Below are 12,392 nucleotides of genomic sequence, written 5' to 3' on the forward strand. Positions count from 1 at the left end.
GCGAAGGAACAAAAAGCGGATATGGTCGCCCACGTTTTCCATTCCGTGGCATCAAAATACGATGTCATGAATGATTTGATGTCATTTGGTATTCATCGTTTGTGGAAGCGATTCACGATTGATTGCAGCGGCGTACGCCGTGGGCAGACCGTGCTGGATCTGGCTGGTGGCACCGGCGACCTGACAGCGAAATTCTCCCGCCTGGTCGGAGAAACTGGCAAAGTGGTCCTTGCTGATATCAATGAATCCATGCTCAAAATGGGACGCGAGAAGCTGCGTAATATCGGTGTGATTGGCAACGTTGAGTATGTTCAGGCGAACGCTGAGGCGCTGCCGTTCCCGGATAACACCTTTGATTGCATCACCATTTCGTTTGGTCTGCGTAACGTCACCGACAAAGATAAAGCACTGCGTTCAATGTATCGCGTGCTGAAACCCGGCGGCCGCCTGCTGGTGCTTGAGTTCTCGAAGCCAATTATCGAGCCGCTGAGCAAAGCCTATGATGCATACTCCTTCCATGTGCTGCCGCGTATTGGCTCACTGGTCGCGAACGACGCCGACAGCTACCGTTATCTGGCAGAATCCATCCGTATGCATCCCGATCAGGATACCCTGAAAGCCATGATGCAGGATGCCGGATTCGAAAGTGTCGACTACTACAATCTGACGGCAGGGGTTGTGGCGCTGCATCGTGGTTATAAGTTCTGACAGGAGACCGGAAATGCCTTTTAAACCTTTAGTGACGGCAGGAATTGAAAGTCTGCTCAACACCTTCCTGTATCGCTCACCCGCGCTGAAAACAGCCCGCTCGCGTCTGCTGGGTAAAGTATTGCGCGTGGAGGTAAAAGGCTTTTCGACGTCATTGATTCTGGTGTTCAGCGAACGCCAGGTTGATGTACTGGGCGAATGGGCAGGCGATGCTGACTGCACCGTTATCGCCTACGCCAGTGTGTTGCCGAAACTTCGCGATCGCCAGCAGCTTACCGCACTGATTCGCAGTGGTGAGCTGGAAGTGCAGGGCGATATTCAGGTGGTGCAAAACTTCGTTGCGCTGGCAGATCTGGCAGAGTTCGACCCTGCGGAACTGCTGGCCCCTTATACCGGTGATATCGCCGCTGAAGGAATCAGCAAAGCCATGCGCGGAGGCGCAAAGTTCCTGCATCACGGCATTAAGCGCCAGCAACGTTATGTGGCGGAAGCCATTACTGAAGAGTGGCGTATGGCACCCGGTCCGCTTGAAGTGGCCTGGTTTGCGGAAGAGACGGCTGCCGTCGAGCGTGCTGTTGATGCCCTGACCAAACGGCTGGAAAAACTGGAGGCTAAATGACGCCAGGTGAAGTACGGCGCCTATATTTCATCATTCGCACTTTTTTAAGCTACGGACTTGATGAACTGATCCCCAAAATGCGTATCACCCTGCCGCTACGGCTATGGCGATACTCATTATTCTGGATGCCAAATCGGCATAAAGACAAACTTTTAGGTGAGCGACTACGACTGGCCCTGCAAGAACTGGGGCCGGTTTGGATCAAGTTCGGGCAAATGTTATCAACCCGCCGCGATCTTTTTCCACCGCATATTGCCGATCAGCTGGCGTTATTGCAGGACAAAGTTGCTCCGTTTGATGGCAAGCTGGCGAAGCAGCAGATTGAAGCTGCAATGGGCGGCTTGCCGGTAGAAGCGTGGTTTGACGATTTTGAAATCAAGCCGCTGGCTTCTGCTTCTATCGCCCAGGTTCATACCGCGCGATTGAAATCGAATGGTAAAGAGGTGGTGATTAAAGTCATCCGCCCGGATATTTTGCCGGTCATTAAAGCGGATCTGAAACTTATCTACCGTCTGGCTCGCTGGGTGCCGCGTTTGCTGCCGGATGGTCGCCGTCTGCGCCCAACCGAAGTGGTGCGCGAGTACGAAAAGACCTTGATTGATGAACTGAATTTGCTGCGGGAATCTGCCAACGCCATTCAGCTTCGGCGCAATTTTGAAGACAGCCCGATGCTCTACATCCCGGAAGTTTACCCTGACTATTGTAGTGAAGGGATGATGGTGATGGAGCGCATTTACGGCATTCCGGTGTCTGATGTTGCGGCGCTGGAGAAAAACGGCACTAACATGAAATTGCTGGCGGAACGCGGCGTGCAGGTGTTCTTCACTCAGGTCTTTCGCGACAGCTTTTTCCATGCCGATATGCACCCTGGCAACATCTTCGTAAGCTATGAACACCCGGAAAACCCGAAATATATCGGCATTGATTGCGGGATTGTTGGCTCGCTAAACAAAGAAGATAAACGCTATCTGGCAGAAAACTTTATCGCCTTCTTTAATCGCGACTATCGCAAAGTGGCAGAGCTACACGTCGATTCTGGCTGGGTGCCACCAGATACCAACGTTGAAGAGTTCGAATTTGCCATTCGTACGGTCTGTGAACCTATCTTTGAGAAACCGCTGGCCGAAATTTCGTTTGGACATGTACTGTTAAATCTGTTTAATACGGCGCGTCGCTTCAATATGGAAGTGCAGCCGCAACTGGTGTTACTCCAGAAAACCCTGCTCTATGTCGAAGGGGTAGGACGCCAGCTTTATCCGCAGCTCGATTTATGGAAAACAGCGAAGCCTTTCCTGGAGTCGTGGATTAAAGATCAGGTCGGTATTCCTGCGCTGGTGAGAGCATTTAAAGAAAAAGCGCCGTTCTGGGTCGAAAAAATGCCAGAACTGCCTGAATTGGTTTACGACAGTTTGCGCCAGGGCAAGTATTTACAGCACAGTGTTGATAAGATTGCCCGCGAGCTTCAGTCAAATCATGTACGTCAGGGACAATCGCGTTATTTTCTCGGAATTGGCGCTACGTTAGTATTAAGTGGCACATTCTTGTTGGTCAGCCGACCTGAGTGGGGGCTGATGCCCGGCTGGTTAATGGCAGGTGGTCTGATCGCCTGGTTTGTCGGTTGGCGCAAAACACGCTGATTTTTTCATCGCTCAAGGCGGGCCGTGTAACGTATAATGCGGCTTTGTTTAATCATCATCTACCACAGAGGAACATGTATGGGTGGTATCAGTATTTGGCAGTTATTGATTATTGCCGTCATCGTTGTACTGCTTTTTGGCACCAAAAAGCTCGGCTCCATCGGTTCCGATCTTGGTGCGTCGATCAAAGGCTTTAAAAAAGCAATGAGCGATGATGAACCAAAGCAGGATAAAACCAGTCAGGATGCTGATTTTACTGCGAAAACTATCGCCGATAAGCAGGCGGATACGAATCAGGAACAGGCTAAAACAGAAGACGCGAAGCGCCACGATAAAGAGCAGGTGTAATCCGTGTTTGATATCGGTTTTAGCGAACTGCTATTGGTGTTCATCATCGGCCTCGTCGTTCTGGGGCCGCAACGACTGCCTGTGGCGGTAAAAACGGTAGCGGGCTGGATTCGCGCGTTGCGTTCACTGGCGACAACGGTGCAGAACGAACTGACCCAGGAGTTAAAACTCCAGGAGTTTCAGGACAGTCTGAAAAAGGTTGAAAAGGCGAGCCTCACTAACCTGACGCCCGAACTGAAAGCGTCGATGGATGAACTACGCCAGGCCGCGGAGTCGATGAAGCGTTCCTACGTTGCAAACGATCCTGAAAAGGCGAGCGATGAAGCGCACACCATCCATAACCCGGTGGTGAAAGATAATGAAGCTGCGCATGAGGGCGTAACGCCTGCCGCTGCACAAACGCAGGCCAGTTCGCCGGAACAGAAGCCAGAAACCACGCCAGAGCCGGTGGTAAAACCTGCTGCGGACGCTGAACCGAAAACCGCTGCACCTTCCCCTTCGTCGAGTGATAAACCGTAAACATGTCTGTAGAAGATACTCAACCGCTTATCACGCATCTGATTGAGCTGCGTAAGCGTCTGCTGAACTGCATTATCGCGGTGATCGTGATATTCCTGTGTCTGGTCTATTTCGCCAATGACATCTATCACCTGGTATCCGCGCCATTGATCAAGCAGTTGCCGCAAGGTTCAACGATGATCGCCACCGACGTGGCCTCGCCGTTCTTTACGCCGATCAAGCTGACCTTTATGGTGTCGCTGATTCTGTCAGCGCCGGTGATTCTCTATCAGGTGTGGGCATTTATCGCCCCAGCGCTGTATAAGCATGAACGTCGCCTGGTGGTGCCGCTGCTGGTTTCCAGCTCGCTGCTGTTTTATATCGGCATGGCGTTCGCCTACTTTGTGGTCTTTCCGCTGGCATTTGGCTTCCTTGCCAATACCGCGCCGGAAGGGGTACAGGTATCCACCGACATCGCCAGCTATTTAAGCTTCGTTATGGCGTTGTTTATGGCGTTTGGTGTCTCCTTTGAAGTGCCTGTGGCAATTGTGCTGCTGTGCTGGATGGGGATTACCTCGCCAGAAGACTTACGCAAAAAACGCCCGTATGTGCTGGTTGGTGCATTCGTTGTCGGGATGCTGCTGACACCGCCGGATGTCTTCTCGCAAACGCTGTTGGCGATCCCGATGTACTGTCTGTTTGAAATCGGTGTCTTCTTCTCACGCTTTTACGTTGGTAAAGGGCGAAATCGGGAAGAGGAAAACGACGCTGAAGCAGAAAGCGAAAAAACTGAAGAATAAATTCAACCGCCCGTCAGGGCGGTTGTCATATGGAGTACAGGATGTTTGATATCGGCGTTAATTTGACCAGTTCGCAATTTGCGAAAGACCGTGATGATGTTGTAGCGCGCGCTTTTGACGCGGGAGTTAATGGGCTACTCATCACCGGCACTAACCTGCGTGAAAGCCAGCAGGCGCAAAAGCTGGCGCGTCAGTATTCGTCCTGTTGGTCAACGGCGGGCGTACATCCTCACGACAGCAGCCAGTGGCAAGCTGCGACTGAAGAAGCGATTATTGAGCTGGCCGCGCAGCCAGAAGTGGTGGCGATTGGTGAATGTGGTCTCGACTTTAACCGCAACTTTTCGACGCCGGAAGAGCAGGAACGCGCTTTTGTTGCCCAGCTACGCATTGCCGCAGATTTAAACATGCCGGTATTTATGCACTGTCGCGATGCCCACGAGCGGTTTATGACATTGCTGGAGCCGTGGCTGGATAAACTGCCTGGTGCGGTTCTTCATTGCTTTACCGGCACACGCGAAGAGATGCAGGCGTGCGTGGCGCGTGGAATTTATATCGGCATTACCGGTTGGGTTTGCGATGAACGACGCGGGCTGGAGCTGCGGGAATTGTTGCCGTTGATTCCGGCGGAGAAATTGCTGATCGAAACTGATGCGCCGTATCTGCTCCCGCGCGATCTCACGCCAAAGCCATCATCCCGGCGCAACGAGCCAGCCCATCTGCCCCATATTTTGCAACGTATTGCGCACTGGCGTGGAGAAGATGCCGCATGGCTGGCTGCCACCACGGATGCCAATGTCAAAACACTGTTTGGGATTGCGTTTTAGAGTTTGCGGAACTCGGTGTTCTTCACACTGTGCTTAATCTCTTTATTAATAAGATTAAGCAATAGCATGGAGCGAGCCTCACCATCGGGTTCGGTGAAAATGGCCTGAAAGCCTTCGAACGCGCCTTCGGTAATAATCACCTTATCACCCGGATAAGGGGTTGCCGGATCGACAATGTCTTTCGGTTTATATACCGATAGCTGATGAATCACCGCCGATGGGACTATCGCTGGCGACGCGCCAAAGCGCACGAAGTGGCTGACACCGCGGGTCGCGTTGATAGTCGTGGTATGAATCACTTCTGGATCAAATTCGACAAACAGGTAGTTGGGAAACAATGGCTCACTGACTGCAGTACGTTTTCCACGCACGATTTTTTCCAGGGTGATCATCGGTGCCAGGCAATTCACAGCCTGTCTTTCGAGGTGTTCCTGGGCACGTTGAAGTTGCCCGCGCTTGCAGTACAGTAAATACCAGGATTGCATAATGACTCTTATCCGTTTAATCGGGGCGCAAGGATAGCAAAAGCTTTACGCTAAGTTAATTATATTCCCCGGTTTGCGTTATACCGTCAGAGTTCACGCTAATTTAACAAATTTACAGCATCGCAAAGATGAACGCCGTATAATGGGCGTAGATTAAGAGGCTACAATGGACGCCATGAAATATAACGATTTACGCGACTTCCTGACACTGCTTGAACAGCAGGGTGAGCTAAAACGTATCACGCTCCCGGTGGATCCGCATCTGGAAATCACTGAAATTGCTGACCGCACTTTGCGTGCCGGTGGGCCTGCGCTGTTGTTCGAAAACCCTAAAGGCTACTCAATGCCGGTGCTGTGCAACCTGTTCGGTACGCCAAAGCGCGTGGCAATGGGCATGGGGCAGGAAGATGTTTCGGCGCTACGTGAAGTTGGTAAATTATTGGCGTTTCTGAAAGAGCCGGAGCCGCCAAAAGGTTTCCGCGACCTGTTTGATAAACTGCCGCAGTTTAAGCAAGTATTGAACATGCCGACAAAGCGGCTGCGTGGTGCGCCCTGCCAACAAAAAATCGTCTCTGGCGATGACGTCGATCTCAATCGCATTCCCATTATGACCTGCTGGCCGGAAGATGCCGCGCCGCTGATTACCTGGGGGCTGACAGTGACGCGCGGCCCGCATAAAGAGCGGCAGAATCTGGGCATTTATCGCCAGCAGCTGATTGGTAAAAACAAACTGATTATGCGCTGGCTGTCGCATCGCGGCGGCGCGCTGGATTATCAGGAGTGGTGTGCGGCGCATCCGGGCGAACGTTTCCCGGTTTCTGTGGCGCTGGGTGCCGATCCCGCCACGATTCTCGGTGCAGTCACTCCCGTTCCGGATACGCTTTCAGAGTATGCGTTTGCCGGATTGCTACGTGGCACCAAGACCGAAGTGGTGAAGTGTATCTCCAATGATCTTGAAGTGCCCGCCAGTGCGGAGATTGTGCTGGAAGGGTATATCGATCCTGGTGAGATGGCGCCGGAAGGGCCGTATGGTGACCACACAGGTTACTATAATGAAGTCGATAGTTTCCCGGTGTTTACCGTGACGCATATTACCCAGCGTGAAGATGCGATTTACCATTCCACCTATACCGGGCGTCCGCCAGATGAGCCCGCGGTACTGGGCGTGGCGTTGAACGAAGTGTTTGTGCCGATTCTGCAAAAACAGTTCCCGGAAATTGTCGATTTTTACCTGCCACCGGAAGGCTGTTCTTATCGTCTGGCGGTAGTGACAATCAAAAAACAGTACGCCGGACACGCGAAGCGCGTCATGATGGGCGTCTGGTCGTTCTTACGCCAGTTTATGTACACTAAATTTGTGATCGTTTGCGATGATGACGTCAACGCACGCGACTGGAACGATGTGATTTGGGCGATTACCACCCGTATGGACCCGGCGCGGGATACTGTTCTGGTAGAAAATACGCCTATTGATTATCTGGATTTTGCCTCGCCTGTCTCCGGGCTGGGTTCAAAAATGGGGCTGGATGCCACGAATAAATGGCCGGGGGAAACCCAGCGTGAATGGGGACGTCCCATCAAAAAAGATCCAGATGTTGTCGCGCATATTGACGCCATCTGGGATGAACTGGCTATTTTTAACAACGGTAAAAGCGCCTGATGCGCGTTTGTTTTGCCCTATTTATCGATCCGACAGAGAAAGCGCATGACAACCTTAAGCTGTAAAGTGACCTCGGTAGAAGCTATCACGGATACCGTATATCGTGTCCGCATCGTGCCAGACGCGGCCTTTTCTTTTCGTGCTGGTCAGTATTTGATGGTAGTGATGGATGAGCGCGACAAACGTCCGTTCTCAATGGCCTCGACGCCGGATGAAAAAGGGTTTATCGAGCTGCATATTGGCGCTTCTGAAATCAACCTTTACGCGAAAGCAGTCATGGACCGCATCCTCAAAGATCATCAAATCGTGGTCGATATTCCCCACGGAGAAGCGTGGCTGCGCGATGATGAAGAGCGTCCGATGATTTTGATTGCGGGCGGCACCGGGTTCTCTTATGCCCGCTCGATTTTGCTGACAGCGTTGGCGCGTAACCCAAACCGTGATATCACCATTTACTGGGGCGGGCGTGAAGAGCAGCATCTGTATGATCTCTGCGAGCTTGAGGCGCTTTCGTTAAAGCACCCTGGTCTGCAAGTGGTGCCGGTGGTTGAACAACCGGAAGCAGGCTGGCGTGGGCGTACTGGTACCGTGTTAACGGCGGTATTGCAGGATCATGGTACGCTGGCAGAGCATGATATCTATATTGCCGGACGTTTTGAGATGGCGAAAATTGCCCGTGACCTGTTTTGCAGTGAGCGTAATGCGCGGGAAGATCGCCTGTTTGGCGATGCGTTTGCATTTATCTGAGATATAAAAAAACCCGCCCCTGACAGGCGGGAAGAACGGCAACTAAAACTTTATTCAGTGGCATTTAGATCTATGTCGCATCCGGCATTCGGCACACGATGCCTGATGCGACACTGGCGCGTCTTATCAGGCCTACATTGGTGCCGGATCGGTAGACCGGATAAGGCGTTCACGCCGCATCCGGCAAGTGGTTAAACCCGCTCAAACACCGTCGCAATACCCTGACCCAGACCGATACACATCGTCGCCAGACCAAACTGAACGTCTTTGTGTTCCATCAGATTCAGCAGCGTGGTGCTGATACGCGCACCGGAACAACCCAGCGGATGACCCAGCGCGATCGCACCACCATTGAGGTTGATCTTCTCGTCAATCTGCTCCATTAGCCCGAGATCTTTAATGCACGGCAGGATCTGCGCGGCAAAGGCTTCGTTCATCTCAAACACGCCGATATCGCTGGCAGAAAGCCCCGCTTTTTTCAGCGCCAGCTTCGAGGCCGGAACCGGGCCGTAACCCATAATCGATGGGTCACAACCAACGACCGCCATCGAACGCACACGAGCGCGCGGCTTAAGACCTAATTCATGGGCGCGGCTTTCACTCATCACCAGCATGGCAGCTGCGCCATCGGAAAGTGCAGAAGATGTGCCCGCCGTTACCGTACCGTTTACTGGATCAAACGCCGGACGCAGCGTGGCGAGGGCTTCCACGGTGGTTTCCGGGCGAATCACTTCGTCGTAATTAAACTGCTTCAGGACGCCGTCGGCATCGTGACCACCGGTCGGGATGATTTCATTTTTAAATGCGCCCGACTGCGTGGCGGCCCAGGCGCGGGCGTGTGACCGCGCGGCAAAGGCATCCTGCATTTCACGGCTGATACCGTGCATACGCGCCAGCATTTCTGCCGTTAAGCCCATCATGCCCGCCGCTTTGGCGACATTGCGGCTCAGGCCGGGGTGAAAATCGACGCCGTGACTCATCGGCACATGGCCCATATGCTCCACGCCGCCAACCAGACATGCCTGCGCATCGCCAGTCATGATCATTCGTGCTGCGTCATGCAGTGCCTGCATGGATGAACCACACAAGCGATTAACGGTAACCGCCGGGACAGAGTGTGGTACTTCTGCCAGCAGCGCCGCGTTACGGGCGATATTAAAACCCTGCTCCAGCGTCTGCTGCACACAACCCCAGTAAATATCGTCGAGGGCCGCCGCTTCCAGCGCCGGGTTACGCGCCAGCAGGCTACGCATTAAAGGAGCGGAGAGATCTTCTGCACGCACGTTACGAAAAGCACCGCCCTTCGAACGGCCCATCGGGGTGCGAATTGCATCGACAATGACAACCTGTTCCATTGTGACTCCTTAAGCCGTTTTCAGGTCGCCAACCGGACGGGCTGGCTCAACCGGAGGATAGTACGGTTCGTTATGACGCGCTTTATTACGCAGACCTTCCGGCACTTCATACAGCGGGCCGAGGTGCTGATATTGCTGTGCCATATCGAGGTATTTTGCGCTACCGAGGGTGTCCAGCCAGCGGAACGCGCCGCCGTGGAACGGAGGGAAGCCCAGGCCGTAGACCAGCGCCATATCCGCTTCCGCCGGAGTGGCGATAATGCCTTCCTCCAGACAGCGCACCACTTCGTTGACCATCGGGATCATCATGCGGGCGATAATCTCTTCTTCGCTGAAATCGCGCTTCGGCTGGCTCACTTCTGCCAGCAGGTCTTCAACGGCGGCGTCTTCTTCTTTCTTCGGCTTACCTTTGCTGTCTTCTTTATAACGCCAGAAACCGAGGCCGTTCTTCTGACCAAAGCGGTTGGCATCAAACAGCGCGTCGATGGCATCGCGGTAATCTTTCTGCATCCGCTGCGGGAAGCCTGCTGCCATGACAGCCTGAGCGTGATGCGCGGTATCAATGCCCACGACATCCAGCAGATATGCCGGACCCATAGGCCAGCCAAACTGTTTTTCCATCACTTTGTCGATCTTGCGGAAATCCGCGCCGTCGCGCAGCAGCTGGCTGAAACCGGCGAAATACGGGAACAGCACGCGGTTAACAAAGAAGCCGGGGCAGTCGTTAACCACAATCGGCGTCTTGCCCATCTTGCTCGCCCAGGCGACAACTTTCGCGATGGTTTCGTCGGAGCTTTTCTCGCCGCGAATAATTTCTACCAACGGCATCCGGTGTACCGGGTTAAAAAAGTGCATTCCGCAGAAGTTTTCCGGGCGTTCCAGCGCGTTGGCCAGTTCGCTGATAGGAATGGTTGAAGTGTTAGACGCCAGCACGGTATCCGGGCGTACTTTTTGTTCGGTTTCTGCCAGTACGGCTTTTTTCACTTTCGGGTTTTCGACAACCGCTTCTACCACAACATCCACGCGGTCAAACCCGGCGTAGTCGAGCGTTGGGTGGATTGTGGAGATCACGCCAGCCAGTTTCAGACCATCGATCTTGCCGCGCTCAAGCTGCTTGTTCAGCAGTTTCGCGGCTTCGGTCATGCCGAGGGTTAACGACTTGTCGTTGATATCTTTCATGACAACCGGCACGCCTTTCCACGCAGACTGGTAAGCGATGCCGCCGCCCATAATGCCTGCACCCAGCACCGCGGCCTGTTTCGGGGTTTCAACGTCTTTGGTGAGTTTCTTCGCTTTGCCTTTTACATATTGATCGTTAAGGAAAATGCCGACCAGTGCGCGGGCTTCGTTGGTATGCGCCAGCGGGACAAAACTTTTGTTTTCCAGGTTTAAGGCTTCTTCACGACCAAAACGGGCCGCAGCTTCAATGGTTTTTACTGCGGTGATGGGGGCCGGATAATGTTTCCCCGCTGTTTGTGCGACCATCCCTTTAGCGATGGTGAAGCTCATGGTGGCTTCAATCTTGCTCAGTTTTAGTGGTTCCAGCTTCGGCTGACGTTTTGCTTTCCAGTCGAGGTCGCCGTTAATGGCCTGGCGTAAAACCGCCTTTGCGCCTTCAACCAGTTTTTCTGCTTTGACTACGCCATCCACCAGACCGATTTTCAGCGCCTGATCCGCGCCGACATCTTTACCGGCGGCAATGATTTCCAGCGCACTGTCAGCGCCCAGCATACGTGGCATACGTACAGAACCGCCAAAGCCCGGCATGATGCCCAGTTTGGTTTCCGGCAGACCGATGCGCAGATCCGGCGTCGCCAGACGATAATCGGTCGCCAGCACGCATTCGCAGCCACCGCCCAGCGCATAGCCGTTGACGGCAGCAATGGTCGGCACCGGCAGATCTTCCAGGCGATTAAACACGCTATTGGCAAAGTGCAGCCACTGACTTAACTGTTCTTCAGGAACGAGGAACAGGGACAAAAATTCGGTGATATCAGCACCGACGATAAAGGCTGCTTTGTTCGAACGCAGCAGCAGCCCTTTTAGATCTGATTGCTGTTCCAGCACGCCGATGGCCTCGCCGAGGCTGGCGACGGTCGCAGTGTCGAGTTTATTAACTGAACCTGGGGCATCAAATACCAGTTCGGCAATGCCATCTTCCAGCCAGTCAAGGTACAGGGTGTCGCCTTTGTAAAGCATGTCAGTCTCCTGAATCCGCAAGGTGATCTGGTCGTACCAGATGAGTCGAAGTGTGTATTTTGTGTTAAAAATATGCAAATAAAAGATTAAAGAAATGCCAATCTGATCACGCTCGGCAGAAATCACGCTCTGGATGAACGATGTGCTAAGATGCGGAGACTTAAGGTCAAAAAAACAGAAGGGTAAAAAATGGAATCACTGGCCTCACTCTATAAAAATCATATAGCTACCTTACAGGAACGGACTCGCGATGCGCTGGCGCGCTTCAAGCTGGATGCGTTACTTATTCACTCCGGCGAACTGTTCAACGTTTTTCTCGACGATCATCCCTATCCGTTTAAAGTGAACCCGCAATTCAAAGCGTGGGTGCCGGTAACTCAGGTGCCAAACTGCTGGCTGCTGGTGGATGGCGTGAACAAGCCGAAACTGTGGTTCTATCTGCCGGTTGATTACTGGCACAACGTCGAACCGCTGCCGACCTCTTTCTGGACTGAATACGTGGAAGTGATCGC

12 protein-coding genes and 1 pseudogene are annotated in these 12,392 nt (G+C 53.1%); 10 read left to right on the top strand and 3 right to left on the bottom strand.

Annotated elements, in window-relative coordinates; genetic code table 11:
• The 7 genes from ubiE to tatD form a co-directional block, all read left to right on the top strand.
• The coding region (gene ubiE, locus QZF50_RS19645; RefSeq protein WP_290388959.1) for a bifunctional demethylmenaquinone methyltransferase/2-methoxy-6-polyprenyl-1,4-benzoquinol methylase UbiE at positions 1 to 708 on the top strand (708 nt) is incomplete at its 5' end.
• A gap of 13 nt (positions 709 to 721) precedes the next feature.
• Positions 722 to 1,327 (top strand): ubiquinone biosynthesis protein UbiJ, encoded by a 606-nt coding sequence (ubiJ, locus tag QZF50_RS19650; protein ID WP_001295259.1) that lies wholly within the window; start codon positions 722 to 724, stop codon positions 1,325 to 1,327.
• Positions 1,324 to 2,964, top strand: coding sequence for a ubiquinone biosynthesis regulatory protein kinase UbiB (gene ubiB, locus QZF50_RS19655; protein WP_000187530.1), 1,641 nt, complete (start codon positions 1,324 to 1,326; stop codon positions 2,962 to 2,964). Before ubiJ ends, ubiB begins: the two co-directional genes overlap by 4 nt.
• 78 nt (positions 2,965 to 3,042) lie before the next feature.
• Positions 3,043 to 3,312, top strand: a complete 270-nt coding sequence (gene tatA, locus QZF50_RS19660; RefSeq protein WP_001295260.1) for a Sec-independent protein translocase subunit TatA — start codon at positions 3,043 to 3,045, stop codon at positions 3,310 to 3,312.
• Positions 3,313 to 3,315: 3 nt separating this feature from the next.
• Entirely contained in the window at positions 3,316 to 3,831 is a 516-nt protein-coding gene (gene tatB, locus QZF50_RS19665) for a Sec-independent protein translocase protein TatB (protein WP_000459594.1), read from the top strand.
• 2 nt (positions 3,832 to 3,833) lie between these two features.
• Positions 3,834 to 4,610, top strand: a complete 777-nt coding sequence (gene tatC / locus QZF50_RS19670) for a Sec-independent protein translocase subunit TatC (RefSeq protein WP_000109943.1) — start codon at positions 3,834 to 3,836, stop codon at positions 4,608 to 4,610.
• Between the two features lie 41 nt (positions 4,611 to 4,651).
• Positions 4,652 to 5,434, top strand: coding sequence for a 3'-5' ssDNA/RNA exonuclease TatD (tatD, locus tag QZF50_RS19675; RefSeq protein ID WP_001296978.1), 783 nt, complete (start codon positions 4,652 to 4,654; stop codon positions 5,432 to 5,434).
• Here tatD and rfaH read toward each other — a convergent pair.
• Positions 5,431 to 5,919 (bottom strand): transcription/translation regulatory transformer protein RfaH, encoded by a 489-nt coding sequence (gene rfaH / locus QZF50_RS19680; RefSeq protein WP_001192396.1) that lies wholly within the window; start codon positions 5,917 to 5,919, stop codon positions 5,431 to 5,433. The genes tatD and rfaH overlap by 4 nt on opposite strands.
• Positions 5,920 to 6,085: 166 nt before the next feature.
• On the opposite strand from rfaH, the gene ubiD reads away from it, so the two are divergent.
• Both ubiD and fre read left to right on the top strand, forming a co-directional pair.
• Positions 6,086 to 7,579: a 4-hydroxy-3-polyprenylbenzoate decarboxylase gene (ubiD, locus tag QZF50_RS19685; protein WP_000339796.1), complete on the top strand. Its 1,494-nt coding sequence runs from the start codon at positions 6,086 to 6,088 to the stop codon at positions 7,577 to 7,579.
• 45 nt (positions 7,580 to 7,624) lie between these two features.
• On the top strand, positions 7,625 to 8,326 hold the full coding sequence (gene fre, locus QZF50_RS19690) for an NAD(P)H-flavin reductase (protein WP_000209826.1): 702 nt from the start codon (positions 7,625 to 7,627) through the stop codon (positions 8,324 to 8,326).
• Positions 8,327 to 8,517: 191 nt separating this feature from the next.
• On the opposite strand, the gene fadA is transcribed toward fre, so the two are convergent.
• Positions 8,518 to 9,681 carry an acetyl-CoA C-acyltransferase FadA gene (gene fadA, locus QZF50_RS19695; protein WP_001470503.1) on the bottom strand — a complete coding sequence of 388 codons (1,164 nt, stop codon included), beginning with the start codon at positions 9,679 to 9,681 and terminating at the stop codon, positions 8,518 to 8,520.
• Positions 9,682 to 9,690: 9 nt separating this feature from the next.
• Positions 9,691 to 11,880: a fatty acid oxidation complex subunit alpha FadB gene (gene fadB, locus QZF50_RS19700; protein WP_000965943.1), complete on the bottom strand. Its 2,190-nt coding sequence runs from the start codon at positions 11,878 to 11,880 to the stop codon at positions 9,691 to 9,693.
• 189 nt (positions 11,881 to 12,069) lie between these two features.
• On the opposite strand from fadB, the pseudogene QZF50_RS19705 reads away from it, so the two are divergent.
• Positions 12,070 to 12,392: pseudogene (locus tag QZF50_RS19705) on the top strand (Xaa-Pro dipeptidase); the annotation flags it as partial.

Source organism: uncultured Escherichia sp., assembly GCF_948475835.1.
GTDB lineage: Bacteria > Pseudomonadota > Gammaproteobacteria > Enterobacterales > Enterobacteriaceae > ECMA0423.